Source organism: Streptomyces sp. NPDC016677, assembly GCF_055562815.1.
Genome location: NZ_JBVHEO010000006.1, coordinates 12782 through 30945, shown reverse-complemented (window position 1 = coordinate 30945; position 18164 = coordinate 12782). Strand labels below are relative to the sequence as shown.

Genomic DNA, 18164 nt, shown 5'->3' with positions numbered 1-18164 from the left:
CATGAGGTGGACGAACGGCGGCCCCGATGGGTTGTACGCCGGAGCCGCCCTGTCAGACGTGAGACGTGGCCGCGGGGTTCACTCGGCGCACTTCACCTCGTCGGCTGTGGACTTGTCGACGTCCACCGACGTGTTCGACGAGGCGTTGAGCTTGACCCCGGCGCCCTTGAAGTCCTTGCCGAGGGTCAGGGTCATGGTGGGCAGGCCCTGGGCGTTGGTGACGGACTCGCCGGGCTTCATGGCGGAGCCGGACAGGCCGAGCAGGTCGGCGAGGCGGCGGGCCTGGTCGGCCTGGTCGGGGGCGTACTCCAGCTGGGTCTTGCCGAGCTCCTTCTCCGCGTTGCCGCCGTTCTCGGACTTGCTGACGCCGGCCTCGGTCTGCAGCCAGGTCAGCTCCTCCTGGGCGCTGCCGCTCGGGGCGCCGCCGTTGAGGACGCGGACGCGGACCTCGGAGGCGTCCGCCTTGGTGCCCTTGAGACGGGCGGCGACGGCGGCCTTCTCCTTCTTCTTCTGCTGCTTGACCTCGGTGAACGAGACGTCGTTCTGGATCATGCTGAAGACGTCGGGGGCCGTCGACTCGTTCAGGACGACCGTCGTCTTGACCGTCTCCTCCGGGTTGTCGATGACCGGCACCGTGGTGAACGTCAGGTTCTTGACGTTGAGCTTGCCCAGCTCCAGACCGAGGTCCTTCAGCTTGCTGATGCTGTCGAGCTGGGAGTCGACGGTGAGCGCCTCGGTGCCCGCCTCGGCGAGCTTCAGCATCTTCGAGGGGCTGGTGAGGGTGTCGTTGGACTTCAGCTTGCGCATCAGCGCGCTGAGGAACTGCTGCTGGAGCCCGATCCGGCTCAGGTCGCCGCCGAAGCCGACCGAGTGCCGGGTGCGGACGAAGGCGAGGGCCTGCTCGCCCTCGATGGTGTGCGTGCCCGCCGACAGCTTCAGGTGCGAGTCCGGGTCGTCGATGTCCTTGGCCAGGCACACCTCGACCCCGCCGACCGCCGTGGTCAGCGTCTTGACCGCGTTGAAGTCGGCGACCATGAAGTTGTCGGGCTGGACCCCGGTCAGCTCGGTCACCGTGCGCACGGTGCAGCTGGGCGTACGGCCGTCCTGGCCCAGGCTGGTGTTGAAGCGGACACCGGTGGTGCCGGGGATCACCTTCGTCGTGCCGTCCTCCTGCTCGGTCGGGCAGTCGGGGACGTCGACGATCAGGTCGCGGGGGATGCTCAGCGCGGTGGCGTTGGAGCGGTCCTTGGAGACGTGCAGCAGGATCGTGGTGTCGGCGTGGCCGACGCTGCCGGCGTCGCCGTAGCTCTCGTTGCCCGCGCCGGTGCGCTTGTCGGTGCCGATCAGCAGGATGTTGATCGCCTTGTCCTTCTGGAACCCGCCGGTGCTCGCGCCGTCGTCGGAGACGGCCGTGATGTTGCCGTTGAGGTGCTCCAGATAGAAGTACCCGGCCGAGGCGGTGCCGAGGATCAGGAAGGCCATCGTGCCGCCGGTCCACAGCAGGACCTTGCGGCCCTTGGACTTCTTCTTCTCCGGGCGCCGGCCGCGCCGGCCGGGCGGCGGCTCCTCGGGGGCGCCGCGCCGCCGCCGCTGGGGCGGCACGTCCCGGGGCGGGGCCGGCGCGGCCCGGTTTCCGCGCGGGGCGGCCGCGGTGCCGGTCCCGTCCGCGTCCGCACCGGTGCCGTCAGCGGCGGTCCTTTGCCGGGCGGATCTGCGGGGGCCCGGTACCGACGGCTGCGGTGCGGAAGGGCTCAGTCGCAGTTCGTATTCGCCAGTGCGCGGGTTGAGTACCCACTGGTCTGCGGGGTCGATGTCGTCCGCCCGCCCACGGCCTTGCGAGTCCACGGTTGTCCGAATCCTCCGTCGGGGCCACGTGGCGCCTTTCCCCTCCAAGGCGCTCGGGTCTCTCGGTCGTTCAGGGCCCGACCGAGAACGAACTCGCGGTAGGGCACACCGGATCGCTCACACTAACCGCCCCGTTCGGGGTACGGCGACGCTGGTGACGTATTCCACGACGCTTACAACCGGCAATCCACACATTCTCGCGAACTGGCGTCCGATGTTGTGTGTTTCCTTGGAGTCCGCTTTACCCGCACGGGTCCTCGGCGGCCGTGTTCCCGGAGAATGTCGGGACGGGCGAAACGCCGGCCGCGGGCTCGGCGGGCCGCTTTTTCGCTGACATTCCGTCGCCGCGCTCGTACGTGGCGTGTTCGCCGGAGTCCGTGCCGCCGGGACCGCCGGGTCCGCCGGGGGCGTGCCGGGCGCCCGGGCGGGGCTCGGCGGCCCGGGCGACCGTGACCGGCTCGTCCGTGCGCAGCCGGGTGAAGAGTTCCCGGGCCGCGGGCTCGACGAGCTGGTCGCGATTGGGGTTCCGGGGCCATGACTTCCGTGGCACGGTCAGGAAATGCACCCGTTCCGTGGGGATGTCGCGCAGTCCCCGTGCGAGTGCGTACAGATCGCGCAGACTCGCCAGGCCGGGGTCGGTCGTCAGCGCGGACGTGGCCGCGTTCAGCAGGGGATACAGCTTCACCGGATTCAGCAGGACCCGATTGCTCTGCACCTTGTTGACCAGCGCCCCGAGAAACCGCTGCTGCCGTTCCATCCGCTCCGTGTCGCTGCCGTCGCCGAGCGACTTGCGGGCGCGGACGTAACCGAGCGCCTGCTCCCCGCTCAGGGTCACCCGGCCCGCGGGCAGCCGCAGCCTGGCCGCCTTGTCGGTGACCGGCTCGTGCAGGCACATCTCGACGCCGTCGACCGCGTCGACCATCTTCTTGAAACCGTGGAAGTCGACGACCACGTGGTGGTCGATCCGAATGCGCGTCAGTTTCTCCACCGTCCGGATCGAGCAGGCCGAACCGCCCACCTCGAAGGCGTAGTTGAACTGCGCGAGGGCCGGTGCCGACCGGGAGCCGTCCGGGCGGCGGCAGCCCGGCACGTCCACCATCAGGTCGCGGGGCAGGGAGACGGCGGTGGCACTGCGCCGGTCCGCCGACAGGTGCAGCAGCATCGCGGTGTCCGACCGCTCGGTGCCCGGGTCGCGCCCGTAGCGGGAGTTGTCCTCGCCCGACCGCGAGTCCGAGCCGAGCAGCAGGATGTTCCGCGCGCCGCGCACCAGCGAGGCGGGGCGTTCCTTCTCGTACCGGGCCAGTTCGGCGGCGGCGGCCTCGTCGGGCGTGATGTTGCCGTCCAGCTCGGTGTAGACCGTCCAGCCGACGCCCGCGGCGCCGGTCAGGGCGGCGGCCGTGCCGAGCGCCGACCACCGCAGCCACCGGCGCCTGCGGCGGCGCCGGAGCCCGCTCCCGGTCGCGGACGCCCCCGCTCCCGGCCCGGGGGCGCTCGCGCCGCCCCCGGGGCCCCCTGCGGTGCCGGTCACCTCTGGCCACCCCTCCTGCCGTACGAGCGTCTACGGGCCTGCTGCTCCTACGACCATGGCCCGGATGCGGGGCGGGAGGGAGGTGGGGATGCGCCGAACGGGGGGGGGAGGGGGAGCGGGGGCTGAGCGAGGCAGGGGGCGGGGCCCGGTCGGCTCAGCGGGCCGTGGCCGTGACGCGCTCGGTCTCGATGCGCTGGTCCAGGGCGTCGGTGGCCAGCCGGTCCAGGTTGCGGCACAGCACCACGGAACCGCCCGTGGCGAGCGGCCCGTACAGCCCGGCGTTCAGCCCCTCCCAGGTGTCGTACGGCAGCCCGGACAGGATGCGCGCCCCCGGCCCCGTCAGCCCCAGTCCCGTCGCCTCCGCGCGGGCCCGCTCCACCACCTCGGCACCGCTGAACCCCCGCCCCGCCACGATCAGCGCGGGCTCCTCGGGGTCCACCGGCGCGTACGGCGCGAACCGGTCGCCCTGCCCCGGCACCTCCACCGCGTAGTCGGCGAAGCCCTCCGGCGGCTCGGGGAACCGTCCGCCCAGCGGCCGCAGGGCGAGCGCGATCCGCGGCCCCGAGCACGCGCGGGCCGCCGCCAGTGACTCGGCGTCAGGGCCGCTGACGACGACGTCCGCCGCGGCCGGGTCACCGGCCATGTCGGCGACCACGCCGACCGAGGCGCAGGCCAGCAGCCACACGGCCGTCTGCCAGTGCGCGGGCAGCAGCAGCGCGACCCGGTCGCCGGGCTCGGCCGACAGTTCGTCCTGGAGCAGGTTGGCGGTCTTGGCCACCCAATTGGCGAAGGTGGCGACGGACAGTTCGACACGTTCGCCCGTGGCGTCGTCGTAGAAGGTCACCAGGGGGCGTCCCGGGTCCGCGGCGAGCGCGGAACTCAGCAGGTCGGCAGGGGTGCGGTCGGTCGCGTTCACCCGCGCAAGCGTACGCGGGGACGGGGCGGGGGGACGTTTCGCGCGGCCACCGGTTCGGGCGAACCCGCCCTCGCGGCGGACAAGTTCCGAGAAGTTCCGAATGGACAGATTTATCCGACCATGTCCAGGATCAGGGGCATGCATGGATTCCTCGCTTCCTCGATCGGCGTCACCTGCGCGGCGGCCCTCGCCCTCCCGCTCACCCCGCCCGCCGCGGCGGGCACGCACGCCGCCCTCGCCTCCGCTCCCGCCTCCGCCTCGGCTGCCGCGCGGGCGGCGCGCGCCGAGGCGTCCGTGTCCGGCAGTACGCAGTCGCTGCCGCTGAGAGCCCTGGCCCAGGACCGGTCCGCCGACCCGTCCGGCCCCGCGGGCGCCGTCGAACAGGGCGTGCCGCGCCGCGACGCACGGCCCTTCTCGCTGGTCGGCGTCGTCTGGGACGACCCCGACCGCGAACTGCACGGCAGCGTCCGGGTCCGGGTCCGTGACGCCGCCACCGGCGCCTGGTCCGGCTGGCAGGACCTGGCCACCCACAACGCCGACCACGGCGCCGACCCGGGCACGCCGGAGCGCTCCTCGAGCCGGGTGCGGGGCGCCACCGCGCCGCTGTGGGTCGGGGCTTCGGACGGGGTGGAACTGCGGGTGCGGGCGGACGACGACTGGGAGTTCACGTTTCCGGAGGGCCTGCGCCTGGAACTCGTCGACCCCGGCGGAGAGGAGGAGGGCGGCACCTCCGAGGACAGCCCGCTCGCCGCCGACCAGGCCGCGGCCGCGAAGGCCAATCCCTATGTCGGCCCGCGCCCCGCGATCGTGACGCGGCGGGGGTGGGGCGCGGACGAGGGGCTGCGGGAGAAGGGGTTCAAGTACACGAAGAAGGTCAAGGCGGCCTTCGTGCACCATTCGGCCACCGGCAACAACTACACCTGCGCGCAAGCCCCTTCGGTCATCCGCAGTATCTACCGCTACCACGTCAAGAGCATGGGCTGGCGGGACATCGGCTACAACTTCCTCGTCGACAAGTGCGGGAAGATCTACGAGGGCCGGGCGGGCGGCGTGGCGAAGCCGGTCCTCGGCGCGCACACCCTCGGCTTCAACTCCGACAGCATGGGGATCGCCGTACTCGGCACGTACAGCACGAAGAAGCCCTCCGCGGCGGCGGTCCGGGGGGTGGCCCGCCTGAGCGCGTGGAAGCTCGGCCTGTACGGCATGAATCCCCGCGGCAAGACATACCTGAAGTCCGGTGGTGGCAATCTCTACCGAAAAGGCAAGAACGTACGACTCAGTGTGATCTCCGGTCACCGGGACGGCTTCAACACGAGCTGTCCGGGTGCGCAGCTGTACAAGAAACTCGGCACGGCCCGCTCGACCGCGGCCAAGTACCAGGGCCGTTGAGCGGCGGGGCAAGGACGGATCCACCGGTCTGCATACACTGGCCGGCCGGAAGACAGTTCGGCCGGTCCCGGCAGGAAGCAGAGACGACAGGTGACAGAAGCGATCCTCCTGGTCGGCGGCAAGGGCACACGGCTGCGCCCGCTCACGGTGCACACGCCGAAGCCGATGGTCAGGGCAGCGGGGGTGCCCTTCCTCACGCACCAGTTGGCGCGGGCGAAGGCGGCGGGGGTCGAGCACATCGTGCTCGCGACGAGTTATCTGGCGGAGGTGTTCGAGCCGTACTTCGGGGACGGCTCGTCACTCGGGCTGCACATCGAGTACGTGACGGAGAAGGAGCCGCTCGGCACGGGCGGGGCGATCCGCAACGTGGCCTCGCGGCTGCGGTCGGGGCCCGACGAGCCGGTACTGATCTTCAACGGCGACATCCTGACGGGGCTGGACATCAGGGCGCTGGTGGACACCCACGAGGCGACGGGCGCGGATGTGTCCCTGCATCTGACGAGGGTGACGGACCCTCGGGCGTACGGGCTGGTCCCGACGGACGGGGCGGGCCGCGTCCTGGCCTTCCTGGAGAAGCCGCAGACGCCGGAGGAGATCGTCACCGACCAGATCAACGCGGGGGCGTACGTCTTCCGCCGGTCGGTCATCGACACGATCCCGGCGGGGCGGCCGGTGTCGGTGGAGCGCGAGACGTTCCCGGAGCTGCTGGCGACGGGGGCGCATCTGCAGGGGATGGTCGACTCCACGTACTGGCTGGACCTCGGCACCCCGGCCGCGTTCGTACGGGGGTCCGCCGACCTGGTGCTGGGCCGGGCCCCGTCCCCGGCCGTGCCCGGCCGCTGCGGCGACCGGCTCGTCCTGCCGACGGCGAGGGTGGCGCCGGACGCCAAGCTGTCGGGCGGGACGGTGGTGGGCGAGGGGGCGTTCGTCGCGGAGGGGACGCGGATATTCGGCAGCACGATCCTGCCGGGCGCGGTGATCGAGCCGGGCGCGGTCGTCACGGACTCGCTGGTCGGCAACGGGGCGCGGGTCGGGAGACGGTCGGTGGTCACGGGGACGGTGATCGGGGACGGGGCGGTGATCGGCGCGGACAACGAGTTGAGGGAGGGCGTCCGGGTGTGGTGCGACGCGCGGATTCCGGCGGGGGCGGTGCGGTTCTCGTCCGATCAGTAGGGGGTGCCTGCGGGGGTTCGGTGGGGGTGCGCGTAGTGCCCAGGGTGCGTGGTCGGGGCCGGGGTGGGGGGTGTCCGTCCTCGGAACGGCGCGGAATCGGTCTTCTGCGGTGCTTACCCGGGTCGACGCGCCAACCGCTGCGGGCGGACACCCCCCCACCCCGTCCCCTTCCCGCCGTACGCGGGTGCGGGTACGGCCCCGCGCTATCGCGGGCGGCGCGGGCCGCGTAACCGCGGGCAGTCGTGCCGCCTGGGGCGGTGGGGGAGGGTGGGCGCGGCGGCACCCCGGCAGCGAGGGCCGCGCCACCCACCCCACGCCGACCACAACGCCGGGCACCCCACAAGCACCGTCGTTCACACGCCGTACGGCACTCGTCAGAACCCCGCATAACCCCGCGGAGCCATCCGCGGCCCCCGCCGCTCCGGCACCCTCCCGCTCAGCAGGATCAACCGCGCCGCCCGATGCCGCTGCCCGGCATACGGCTCCAGCAGCCGCAGCATCTCCTCGTCGTCCGCGTCCCGGTCCCCGGCGAGCGCGAACCCCACGATCCCCGGCAGATGCAGGTCCCCGACCGTCACCGCGTCCGGCGCCCCGTGACTGCGCTGCACCACCTCCGCCGAGGTCCACGGCCCCACCCCCGGCACGGCCTCCAGCCGTGCCCGCGCCGCCGCCGGCGTCATCCCGGCCGCCTCTTCCAGCCGCGCGGCGACCCGTACGGCCCGCAGGACGGTGGTCGCCCGCTTGTCGTCGACCCCGGCCCTGTGCCACTCCCAGGACGGGATCAGTGCCCAGGTCCGCGGCGCCGGCATCACGTACAGGCCGTCGGGCACCGGCCCCGGCGCCGGTTCACCGAACGCCCGTACCAGCAGCCGCCACGCCCGGTACGCCTCCACCGCCGTGACCTTCTGCTCCAGCACCGACGGGATCAGCGACTCCAGCACCAGCCCGGTCCGGCCCAGCCGCAGTCCGGGCCGCCGGTGCCGGGTCGCCGCCAGCAACCGGTGCCTCGGTACGAACGCGGACGGGTCGTCGTCGGCGCCCAGCAGCCCCGGCAGCCGCTCCAGCAGCCACTCCGCGCCCGGACCCCACGCCTCACCCCGTACCTCACCGCCCCGCGCGGCGACCCGCAGTGTCCCGGGCCCGGCCGGCGTCCTGCTGGCCCGCCACACCGACCCGTCCGGCGTCGCCCGGAAGGTGGGGTCCCCGGGGCCGCGCCGCAGCGGGCCGAGGACCAGGCCGGCGTCGAGCGGCCCGTCCGGCACCCAGACGCGGACCTTCCCCGGCGCCGGCGCCTGGCGCGGCACGCTCGCGCCGGGTACGGCGCCCTGCCCGCCGTACGACGACGTACGCGCGGGGCGGGGAGCGAAGCGTCCGGCCACGAATGATGTCCCTGGGGATGGGGTGAGAGTTCCCTACGAGGGTAGGCGCTCGCCGGCCGATCCGGTCAGCGCACCTCGATGAAGGCCCCGGGGTCGCGCTCCGGCCGCGGGCGTGGTTCCTCCGCCGGGTGGCCGACCGCGACGGCCCCCATCGGGTCCCAGCCGGCCGGCAGGTCCAGGACCTCCCGTACGACCTCGCGGCAGAACATCGTCGACGACACCCACGCGGAGCCGAGCCGTTCGCCGGCCAGCGCGACCAGCAGGTTCTGCACGCCCGCGCCGGCCGCGACCACGAACATCTCCCGCTCCGCGCCGTCCCGCCGCGCGTCCCCGTAGGTGTGCGAGCCGTCCATGACCAGGCAGGGGACGACGAGGTACGGCGCGTTCCGCAGGACGTCGCCGCGGCGGACCCGCTTGGCGATCGACTCCTCGCTCCTGCCGTCGCGGCGCAGGTCCGCGATCCAGGCGTCCCGCATCGCGTCCAGCAGCCGGGTGCGGGACTCCGGTGACTCCAGGAGGACGAACCGCCAGGGCGTGGTGTGGTGCGGGGCCGGTGCCGTGACCGCCGCGGCCACCGCGCGGCGGACCGCGCCGGGGTCGACGGGAGCGTCCGTGAACGCCCGTACGGTACGGCGCTGGGTGACCGCCTGCCGTACGGCTTCGGAGGTGCCCAGGTGGAACATGTCGTCGCGGGCGCCGCGGACCAGGGCGCGGGCGCCCTCGCCGTCGTCCTCGGTCAGGGTGTGCGGCAGGCCGCGGACCACCGCGACCGGCAGCCCGGTGACCTTGCCCTTGACCAGGTCGCCCGCGGCGGCCAGCTCGTCGGCGGTGGCGACGACGGTGGCGGCGAGGGGGTTGCCGTGGGTGTCCGTGCCGCCGCGCAGGTCGTCGAGGACGCGGACGCCGGCCGCGCCGATCGCCACGTCGGTGAGCCCGGAGCGCCAGGGGCGGCCGGAGGTGTCGGTGACGACGACGCCGACCGTCACACCGAGAAGGTCGCGCAGCCCGTCGCGGAGGGCGCGGGCGGAGGCGTCGGGGTCCTCGGGCAGGAGGAGGACGGTGCCGGCGGGGGTGTTCGAGGCGTCGACGCCCGCCGCGGCCATGACCAGGCCCTGGCGGTTCTCGACGATGCGCAGCGTGCCGCGCCGGGCGACCACCCGTACCGTCTCCGCGTCGATGGCCGCCTCCCGGTCGGCGGCCTTCAGCACGCGTCCCTCGGCCTTGGAGACGATCTTGGAGGTGACGAGGAGCACGTCCCCGTCGGCCAGCCCCGGCTCGGCGGCGGCGATCAGCTCGGCCAGGTCGTCGCCCCGCCGTACCTCCGGCAGTCCGGGCACCGCCCAGACCCGGTATCCGTTCCCCTCGCTCAAGCCGCCCGCACCTCCTCGGCCAGCTCCAGCGCCTCCCGCGCCATCCGCGCGGCGGCGTCGACGTCGGTCATCATCAGCGGGACGGCCTTGCAGAGAATGCCGGCGGCCTTCACGCGCGTGACCGAGTCCGCGTCGACGGTGTCGACCAGCCAGCCGTCGAGGAGCCCGGAGCCGTAGTGCTCGGCGACCGCGGCGGCGGTGGACTCGACGCCCACGGCGGCGAGGACCTTGTCGGCCATGCCGCGCACGGGCGCGTCCCCGACGATGGGAGACAGGCCGACCACCGGCACGCCCGCCTCGGCGATCGCCTCCCGGATGCCGGGCACGGCGAGGATCGTGCCGACGGAGACGACCGGGTTGGAGGGCGGGAAGAGGATGACGTCGGCGTCGGCGATCGCTTCGAGGACGCCGGGGGCCGGCTTGGACTGCTCGGCGCCGACCGGGACGACCGCCTCGGCGGGGACCGAGGCCCGCAGCCGTACCCAGTACTCCTGGAAGTGGATCGCCTTGCGCTCGCCGTCCAGTTCGACGGCGACGTGCGTCTCCACGCGGTCGTCGGTCATCGGGAGCAGGCGTACGCCGGGCTGCCAGCGGTCGCAGAGGGCCTCGGTCACCGCGCTGAGCGGGTAACCGGCGGAGATCATCTGGGTCCGCACGATGTGCGTGGCGAAGTCGCGGTCGCCCAGGCCGAACCACTCGGGGCCGACGCCGTAGGCCGCGAGTTCCTCCTTGAGGTGGAAGGTCTCGTCGGTCCGTCCCCAGCCCTGCTCCTCGTTGATGCCGCCGCCGAGCGTGTACATCACCGTGTCGAGGTCCGGGCAGACCTTCAGCCCGAAGAGGTGGATGTCGTCGCCGGTGTTGCCGATGACCGTGATCTCCGCGTCCGGCGCGGCCCGCTTCAGACCGCGCAGGAACCGGGCACCACCGATGCCGCCTGCCAGAACCACAATGCGCATGCGCCCAGTCTGGCAGGCGGGTACGACAACGCGTCAGGCAGTCGCCGGGGCGGGCGCGCAGCGCGCCGAGTGCGCCGCGTACACGGTCATGTCGGTCAGGCCCGGGTGGTAGACGTGCAGGCTGACCGCCGGCTCCAGGGTCTCGTTGACCACCTCGTGCACGTAGCCCGGTGCGAACACCCGCTGCGCGCCCGGCCGCAACGCGCGCGTGCCGCGCCGGCTGTGCTCGGTGAGCGTGCCGTCCAGGACGGTCAGCACCCCGGAGGACGGGCCGTGATCGTGCCGTCCGCTGCCCTGGCCGGGCACCCAGGACAGCAGCCACACCTCGTAGCCGGGGCCGGTGCGCAGCCGGTGGTACCAGCGGGAGAGGGCGTCGTAGCGGACGAGGTGCTCCCACTGGGCGCGGTCCGCGGCGACGGAGCGGGCCAGGCCGGCGAACTCGGCCACCGTGGACGGGTGTTCGCGCGGTGCTTGCAGCAGGTGCGGTACTTCGAGGATGTCGCCGGCGATCTGCAGGTCGCTGTCGCTGTTCATGGGTGGGTGGTTCCTCGGCGGAAGAGTGCGGGGAGGACGAGTGCGGTGAGGGCAAGGGCGCCCTGGTGGGGCGGGAGAACGCGAGGCGGGTCGAGTGGACCCGGAGGCGGCCGGAGCGGGCTTGGCTCAACAGCCGGAACAGCGACAGCTACAGCGAGCGCGGGCAGCACCGTGGGACCCGGCGGAGCGGGTCGAGGTGTGTGCCGAATTCGCGAGCATGCCCACAAGGACAGCGGCTCACACCTGCACTGTCAACTCGACGCCCGAAATGTGGGACATGGTTCACCTCATCCGGTTCACCTGAAAGATGAAAGGTTTGCTCACCCGGCCTCCGGGACACATGGCGCACGAGCCGGGCGCACAACCCCCGTTGCGATCCTGTGATCCGAATGTGATCAAGGCCGCTTCGGTGCGTGCGCAGGAACGGGACCGGACGCCGGGGCGTCCTCCCCTGTGACGGGGGTGGCGGTCTTGCGGGCCTGGTCGGTGTGTCGAGCTTTATGCCGATTTGAACACTTTCCGCTCGGCCTTGGTTCCGCAGAGTGAATAAGGGGCTCAATAGCAGATCTCGGCTTGACTCGCCCGGAGCAGCACACTTGTAATTTCACTCGTGTCGTTCAGCCGGAATCGGTAACGACCACATCACGGGGACGCGAAGACAGACGAGGGGCGCACATGACCGAGCTGGTGCAGCAACTGCTGGTCGACGACGCGGACGAGGAACTCGGCTGGCAGGAGCGCGCGCTGTGCGCCCAGACCGACCCCGAGTCCTTCTTCCCCGAGAAGGGCGGCTCCACCCGGGAGGCCAAGAAGGTCTGCCTCGCCTGCGAGGTGCGCTCCGAGTGCCTCGAATACGCCCTGGCGAACGACGAGCGGTTCGGCATCTGGGGCGGTCTGTCCGAGCGGGAGCGCCGCCGGCTGAAGAAGGCGGCGGTCTGACGCGCGCCGTCAGCGCGGGACAACCGGGCATAGGCAGACGAACGGCCCGTCGCGGGTGGGTTGTCCACAGGCGGCGGGCCGTCCTCATGGCCAGCCGATAGTGTGGGCGCTCGTCCGAGACGCCCCGCCCTTCCCACCGGGCACCGGCGTCCACCGCAGTCCACCGAACCGGGGCCCGTACCTCGATGTCCGTGCACAGCCACACGGCAGCAGATCACGACACCGCTGCCTCACCTGAGTTCCCGCGTCATGTGGTGACCGCGGTCCTCGTCTCCCACGACGGAGCCCGCTGGCTGCCCGACGCGCTGTCCGGCCTGCTCGGCCAGGAACGGCCCGTCCAGTACGCCGTCGCCGCCGACACCGGAAGCGCCGACGCGTCCGCCGAGTTGGTCACCGAGGCGCTCGGCGACGACCGGGTCCTGCACCTCGCCCGGCGCACCGGCTTCGGCCAGGCCGTCGAGGAGGCCGCCCGCACCGCCCCCGTCCTCACGCCGGACGACCTGCCGTACCTGAAGCGGCCCAGCGGCTGGGACCCCGTCACGCGCACCTGGCGCGACGACGCCTACGACCTGCCGGACCTCCCCCACGGGGAGCCCGTGCACTGGCTGTGGCTGCTGCACGACGACTGCGCCCCCGAACCCGACGCCCTCGCCCAGCTGCTGCGCGTCGTGGACAACGAGTACGGCCTCGGCCGCGAGGACGTCGCCGTCGTCGGCCCCAAACTCCGCGGCTGGTACGACCGGCGGCAACTGCTGGAGGTCGGCGTCTCCATCGCCAACTCCGGCCGCCGCTGGACCGGCCTGGACCGGCGCGAGCAGGACCAGGGCCAGCACGACCACGTCCGCAGCGTGCTGTCGGTGTCCACCGCGGGCATGCTGGTGCGCCGCGACGTCTTCGAGGCGCTCGGCGGCTTCGACCGGCGCCTGCCCCTGATGCGCGACGACGTCGACCTGTGCTGGCGCGCCCACGCCGCCGGGCACCGCGTCCTCGTCGCCCCCGAGGCGGTCGTACGCCACGCCGAGGCGGCCTCCCGCGAGCGCCGCGCCGTCGACTGCGCGGGGCGCACCACCGCCTCACCGCACAAGGTCGACAAGGCCGGCGCCGTCCACACCCTGCTCGTCAACACCCGCACCGCCGCCCTGCCCTGGACGCTGTTCCGCATCGTCCTCGGCACGCTGCTGCGCACCCTCGCCTACCTCGTCGGCAAGGTGCCCGGACAGGCCCTCGACGAGGTCAGCGGCCTGCTGAGCGTGGTGCTGCGCCCCGAGCGGATCCTCGCCGGACGGCGCGTCAGAGGCCGCCCCCAGATCGACAAGGACGAGCTGCGCGCCCTGTTCCCGCCGCCCGGCGCCACCATCCGGGCCACCGTCGAACAGGCCGCGGGCAGCTTCACCAGCCGCTCCGACGCCGAGGTGACCTCGGGCGCCGGACGGCACGGAGGCGCCGTCGAGTCCGGACCCGGCGGCGACGACGCCGACTTCCTGGAGATCGAGCAGTTCGCCCGCCTCAAGCGCATCGCCCGCAAGCCCGGCCCGGTGCTCTTCCTGGTGCTGCTGCTGGTCTCGCTGGCCGCCTGCCGCGCCCTGCTGGGCAGTGGCGTGCTGGCCGGCGGCGCCCTGCTGCCCGCACCGGACGGCGCCGGCGAACTGTGGTCGCGCTACGCCGGCTCCTGGCACGCGGTCGGCGCCGGCGGCACCGCCTCCGCACCGCCCTACCTGGCCGTCGTCGCCCTGCTCGCCTCCGTACTGCTGGGCTCCACCGGACTCGCCGTCACCCTCCTGCTGGTCTGCTCGGTCCCGCTGGCCGGCCTCACCGCGTACTTCGCCTCCCGCCCGCTGGTCACCTCCCGGCTGCTGCGCGCCTGGGCGGCGGTCGTCTACGCCTTCCTGCCCGCCGCCACCGGCGCCCTGGCCGGCGGCCGGATCGGCACCGCGATCCTCGCCGTGCTGCTGCCGCTGATCGCCCGCGCGGGCGTCGCGGCGGCCGGCCTGACCCGCCCCGCGGGCGGCCGCGGCACCTGGCGGGCCACCTGGGCCTACGCCCTGCTGCTGACCGTCACCACCGCCTTCACCCCCGTGGTGTGGCCGGTGGCGCTGGTCCTCGGCATCGGCGTCCTGGTCCTGCGCCGCGGCGAGATCACCGCCTACGGCCTCCGTTTCCTCACCCAGCTCGGCACCCCGCTGCTGCTGCTCGCCCCCTGGTCGCTGTCGCTGCTCCCGTTCGGCTTCTTCCAGGAGGCCGGCCTGGAGTACGGCTCCTCGGCCGCCTCCGCGCTCGACCTGCTCGGCGCGAGCCCCGGCGGCCCCGGCACGGTCGGCGGGGTGCTGCTCCTCGGCATCGTGCTGGCCGCGCTGGCCGCCCTGCTGCGCTCCGAGCGGCAGTTGGGCATCCGGACGGCCTGGGTGGCCGCCCTGGCCGGCCTCGTCTTCGCCGTCCTGTCCAACGGCTCCGCCTGGGCCGGTCCGGCCACCCTCGTCTACGGCGTCGCCCTGCTGTCCGCCGCCGCCCTCGGCGCGGACGGGGCACGCGCGCGGGTCGCCGAACAGAGCTTCGGCTGGCGCCAGCCGGTCGCCGTGCTGATCGCCCTGGCCTCGGCAGTGGGACCGCTGATCGCCGCCGCGACCTGGGTCATCGGCGGCGCCGACGGCCCGCTGAAGCGGCGCGATCCCGTACAGGTGCCCGCGTTCGTCGCCGAGGAGAGCGGCGGCCGCGACCAGGCCCGCACCCTCGTCCTCGACAGCGACTCCGCCGACCACGTGCGCTACACCCTGGTGCGCGGTTCCGGCGCCCGCCTCGGCGACGCCGAACTGGCCGCCGCCGGCTCGGACAGCGGCCTCGGCAAGGTCGTCGCCAACCTCGTCGCCGGTTCCGGCGCCGACCAGGCCGACCAGCTCGGCGGCTACGCCGTGCGCTACGTCCTCGTCCACAAGGGGGCGCCCCGCGAGGTCACCCGCGTTCTGGACACCACTCCCGGCCTGAGCCGGCTCAGCCAGCAGGACGGCAGCGGCCTGTGGCGGGTCGACCAGGAGGTCGCGCGGGCCACCGTCGTCACCGGGTCCAAGACGCCCGAGCCGGTCGCCGCCGGACCGGTCGAGATCCACACCACGATCGAGGCCGGCACCGAGGGCCGCGTCCTGCGCCTCGCCGACACGGCCGACGCCGGCTGGACCGCCACCCTGGACGGCGAGCCGCTGACCCGCACCACGGTCGACGGCTGGGCCCAGGGCTTCGAACTCCCGGCGGCCGGCGGCAAGCTGGACGTCACCTACGACGAGCCGCTCACCCGCACCGCCTGGCTGTGGGCCCAGGGCCTGCTCGCCGTCGTCCTCGTCGTCCTCGCCCTGCCCGGGCGGCGCCGCGACGTCGACGACGACCTGCCCGACGAGCCGGCCGTCCCGGCGGAGGCCCTGGCCGGCGAGGGCCGCCGGGCCCGGCGGCTGCGCGCACAGGCCGAGACGGAAGCGGACGAGGAACAGCCGCTTCCCGAGGCCGAGGAGACCCCCGCGGCGATCCCCCGGCAGCAGTCCTACGACGACTGGCAGACGGACGCGGGCGGCGGCACGTACGACGCCTACGGCGCGCCGCAGCACCAGGAGCAGTACGCGACGGAAGCCGCCGACACCGCCGACGCCTACGAGCAGGTGCCGCAGCCGTACCCGGCGGGCGCGTACCAGGAGGTCCCGTACCCGCGAGAGGAGCACCAGGGCGGCCCGTACGACCCGTACGGCTATGGCGGCCAGGGCGGCGCGGAGGGCTACGACCAGGGGTACGGCGGTCAGGGGTACGACCAGGCGTACGGCCAGGGGTACGCCCGGGACTACGGGCAGGATTTCGACCAGACCTACGGCCAGGGCCAGGGCGGCCAGGGGCAGGGCGGCCAGGGCCAAGGAGGCCACGAGGCGCCGTACGACCCGGCGCAGCCCCCGCACCGTCACGGCACGGGCAGTGAGCGTCCCGACGGGAGTCAGCAGTGAAGCGCACCACCCTGTCCCTCATCTCCGGTACGGCCGCGCTCGCCGCCGTCACCGGGTTCGCGGTGGTCTCCGCCCCGGAGGCCACCGGCACCGACCCGGCCGGGTCGGCCGCGCTGCTGCCCGTCGAGCGCACCGGCCTGGTGTGCCCGGCGCCCAGCACCTCCGACCTCGCCGAGACCACGTACACGTCCTTCACGCCCGTCACCGAGGGCACCGGGAGCGACGGCGAGGCGCGGCTGACGGCGGCCGGGGAGCAGGACGGCGAACAGGACGCCAAGGCCGTACTGAAGTCGGAGGAGCCCGGCACGCCGGTCACCACCGAGGTCACCGGCGGCGGGGAGCCCGCCCTGATGGGCACGGCGGAGGGCAGGTTCGCGCCCGGCTGGACCGTGCAGCAGACCACGGAGGTCGCGGCCGGCACCGGACGCGGACTCCTCGGCCTCAACTGCGCCCAGGCGGACACCGAATTCTGGTTCCCCGGCGCCAGCACGGATCCCGGCCGCACCGACTACATGCACCTGACCAACCCGGACGACTCGGCCGCCGTGGTCGACATCGAGCTGTACGGCAAGGACGGCGCCGTGGAGTCGACGGTGGGGGAGGGCATCACCGTCAAGCCGCACGCCACCGAGTCGATCCTGCTGTCCACGCTCAGCGAGGAGGCGGAGTCCGACCTCACCGTGCACGTCGGCGTCCGCAGCGGCCGGGTCGGCGCCGCCGTGCAGGCCCTGCACGAGAAGCTGGGCGGCGACTGGCTCGCCGCGTCCACCGACCCGGCGGGCAGCCTGGTCCTGCCGGGTATCCCGGAGGACGCCGAGGACGTACGGCTGGTGGTGTTCACGCCCGGGAACACCGACGCCGACCTCAAGGTGCAGCTCGCCTCCCCGTCCGGACTGATCACCCCCGCCGGATACGAGACGGTGCGGGTGAAGGCGGGCATGACGACCGCCGTCGACCTCGCGGACGTGACCCGGGGCGAGGCCGGCTCGCTCGTGCTGACGCCCACCGACCGGTCCGTACCCGTCGTCGCGGCGGCCCGCGTGGTCCGGGGGAAGAACTCCGGTCAGGAGACCGCGTTCATCCCCGCCACGAGCCCGGTCGAGACCCGCGCTACCGCGGTGGACAACCGCGCCAAGGGGACGACGCTGTCCGTCACGGCCCCCAAGGGCGCCGCGAAGGTCGAGGTCACGGCGTCGGCGGGCAGCGAGGGCGGCACGCGGGCGACGAAGACGTACACCATCAAGGGCGGCACCACCCAGAACGTCGAGATCCCGGTCCCCGAGGGCCTGAAGGGCACCTACGCCCTGACGGTCGAGCCGGTGTCGGGCGGCCCGGTGTACGCGGCCCGCACGCTGACGGCGACGGAGGACGGCGTCTCGGCCTTCACCACGCAGACCCTCCCGGACGACCGGGGGACGGTGTCGGTGCCGCAGGCGGAGGAGGACCTGTCGGTCCTTCAGAAGTGACGGGGCCGGGGGCGACGGCGGCAGGCAGGATGGCGGCCCGCGCCGCGGTGGCTCAGTCCTCGCCGTAGCGCGGATCGACCGTCTCCGGCGTCAGCCCCAGCAGGTCGGCGACCTGTTCGACCACGACCTCGTGCACCAGCATGGCCCGCTCGTCCCGTCCCTTGGTACGGATCTCGACCGGCCGCCGGTACACCACCACCCGCGCCCGCCGGCCGTCCCGCGCGGGCACCGTGCGGCCCAGCGGCACGGCCTCGTCGCTCCACGCCTCGCCGCTCTCGTCCGGCCGCGGCACCTCCATGACGAGGAAATCGATGTCGGCGAGCTGCGGCCACCGCCGCTCCAGCCGTTCCACGGAGTCCTCCACCAGGTCCCGGAACACATCACCGCGGCTCGCGGCGAGCGGTACCTGCGGGGGAGCGATCGGGCCGCGCATGCCCCGGCCGTGGCGGTCACGGCGGCGGGGGCCGGGGGCGGCGTCGCGGGGCGTCACGGGGTTGTCCATCACTGGTGAAGGGTAGTCCTCGCGGGGCCCCGGCGGCGGGCTCCACACCGGACACGGGACCGTCGGCGGCGCGCGGGGAGGCGACCGTTCAAGCCAAGGTCGGGGCTCGATTCCGTATCTCTCCGGTATCTCCCGGGGGCCGACCGGCGGCCCGACCGGGGGCCGGGAGGGTGGGGCGATTGGTGGGTTTTGT

General features: G+C 73.6%; 13 protein-coding genes. 5 read left to right on the top strand and 8 right to left on the bottom strand.

The genetic code is table 11. The features are described from left to right. Positions 1-78: 78 nt before the first annotated feature. The 3 genes from ACZ3IG_RS18505 to ACZ3IG_RS18495 form a co-directional block, all read right to left on the bottom strand. Positions 79-1845 (bottom strand): LCP family protein, encoded by a 1767-nt coding sequence (locus tag ACZ3IG_RS18505; RefSeq protein WP_467433205.1) that lies wholly within the window; start codon positions 1843-1845, stop codon positions 79-81. A 241-nt stretch (positions 1846-2086) separates the two neighbouring features. Then, positions 2087-3373, bottom strand: a complete 1287-nt coding sequence (locus ACZ3IG_RS18500; protein WP_467433204.1) for an LCP family protein — start codon at positions 3371-3373, stop codon at positions 2087-2089. 154 nt (positions 3374-3527) lie between these two features. Further along, positions 3528-4289 (bottom strand): TIGR03089 family protein, encoded by a 762-nt coding sequence (locus ACZ3IG_RS18495; protein ID WP_467433202.1) that lies wholly within the window; start codon positions 4287-4289, stop codon positions 3528-3530. A 138-nt stretch (positions 4290-4427) separates the two neighbouring features. Here ACZ3IG_RS18495 and ACZ3IG_RS18490 point away from each other — a divergent pair, with 138 nt between their 5' ends. Both ACZ3IG_RS18490 and manB read left to right on the top strand, forming a co-directional pair. Continuing rightward, positions 4428-5678, top strand: a complete 1251-nt coding sequence (locus ACZ3IG_RS18490; RefSeq protein ID WP_467433200.1) for a peptidoglycan recognition protein family protein — start codon at positions 4428-4430, stop codon at positions 5676-5678. A gap of 90 nt (positions 5679-5768) precedes the next feature. Further along, entirely contained in the window at positions 5769-6851 is a 1083-nt protein-coding gene (gene manB / locus ACZ3IG_RS18485; RefSeq protein WP_467433198.1) for a mannose-1-phosphate guanylyltransferase, read from the top strand. 374 nt (positions 6852-7225) lie between these two features. Here the strand turns inward: manB and ACZ3IG_RS18480 are convergent, their stop codons facing one another. From ACZ3IG_RS18480 to ACZ3IG_RS18465, 4 genes are all read right to left on the bottom strand, one after another. Further along, positions 7226-8230 (bottom strand): DNA-3-methyladenine glycosylase family protein, encoded by a 1005-nt coding sequence (locus tag ACZ3IG_RS18480; protein ID WP_467433195.1) that lies wholly within the window; start codon positions 8228-8230, stop codon positions 7226-7228. A gap of 65 nt (positions 8231-8295) precedes the next feature. Beyond that, positions 8296-9600, bottom strand: a complete 1305-nt coding sequence (locus tag ACZ3IG_RS18475; RefSeq protein WP_467433194.1) for a coenzyme F420-0:L-glutamate ligase — start codon at positions 9598-9600, stop codon at positions 8296-8298. Then, positions 9597-10556, bottom strand: coding sequence for a 2-phospho-L-lactate transferase (gene cofD, locus ACZ3IG_RS18470; protein ID WP_215165043.1), 960 nt, complete (start codon positions 10554-10556; stop codon positions 9597-9599). Before cofD ends, ACZ3IG_RS18475 begins: the two co-directional genes overlap by 4 nt. A 33-nt stretch (positions 10557-10589) precedes the next feature. Beyond that, positions 10590-11090 (bottom strand): cysteine dioxygenase, encoded by a 501-nt coding sequence (locus ACZ3IG_RS18465; protein WP_467433190.1) that lies wholly within the window; start codon positions 11088-11090, stop codon positions 10590-10592. 675 nt (positions 11091-11765) lie between these two features. Here ACZ3IG_RS18465 and ACZ3IG_RS18460 point away from each other — a divergent pair. From ACZ3IG_RS18460 to ACZ3IG_RS18450, 3 genes are all read left to right on the top strand, one after another. After that, positions 11766-12029, top strand: coding sequence for a WhiB family transcriptional regulator (locus tag ACZ3IG_RS18460; protein WP_003975777.1), 264 nt, complete (start codon positions 11766-11768; stop codon positions 12027-12029). Positions 12030-12214: 185 nt separating this feature from the next. Beyond that, positions 12215-16003, top strand: a complete 3789-nt coding sequence (locus ACZ3IG_RS18455) for a glycosyltransferase family 2 protein (RefSeq protein WP_467433189.1) — start codon at positions 12215-12217, stop codon at positions 16001-16003. Then, positions 16000-17469, top strand: coding sequence for a DUF5719 family protein (locus ACZ3IG_RS18450; RefSeq protein WP_467433186.1), 1470 nt, complete (start codon positions 16000-16002; stop codon positions 17467-17469). The genes ACZ3IG_RS18455 and ACZ3IG_RS18450 overlap by 4 nt, the downstream gene beginning before the upstream one ends. 52 nt (positions 17470-17521) lie before the next feature. Here ACZ3IG_RS18450 and ACZ3IG_RS18445 read toward each other — a convergent pair whose 3' ends face one another. After that, the gene (locus ACZ3IG_RS18445) at positions 17522-17971 is read right to left on the bottom strand and encodes a metallopeptidase family protein (RefSeq protein WP_467433692.1); all 450 of its coding nucleotides are present in this window, start codon (positions 17969-17971) and stop codon (positions 17522-17524) included. Positions 17972-18164: the final 193 nt, after the last annotated feature.

Coding starts and splice junctions, on each gene's coding strand:
- ACZ3IG_RS18490 (WP_467433200.1), top strand. CDS start 4,428: ATGCATGGATTCCTCGCTTCCTCGATCGGCGTCACCTGCGCGGCGGCC.
- cofD (WP_215165043.1), bottom strand. CDS start 10,556: ATGCGCATTGTGGTTCTGGCAGGCGGCATCGGTGGTGCCCGGTTCCTG.
- ACZ3IG_RS18465 (WP_467433190.1), bottom strand. CDS start 11,090: ATGAACAGCGACAGCGACCTGCAGATCGCCGGCGACATCCTCGAAGTA.
- ACZ3IG_RS18460 (WP_003975777.1), top strand. CDS start 11,766: ATGACCGAGCTGGTGCAGCAACTGCTGGTCGACGACGCGGACGAGGAA.
- ACZ3IG_RS18455 (WP_467433189.1), top strand. CDS start 12,215: ATGTCCGTGCACAGCCACACGGCAGCAGATCACGACACCGCTGCCTCA.
- ACZ3IG_RS18445 (WP_467433692.1), bottom strand. CDS start 17,971: ATGGACAACCCCGTGACGCCCCGCGACGCCGCCCCCGGCCCCCGCCGC.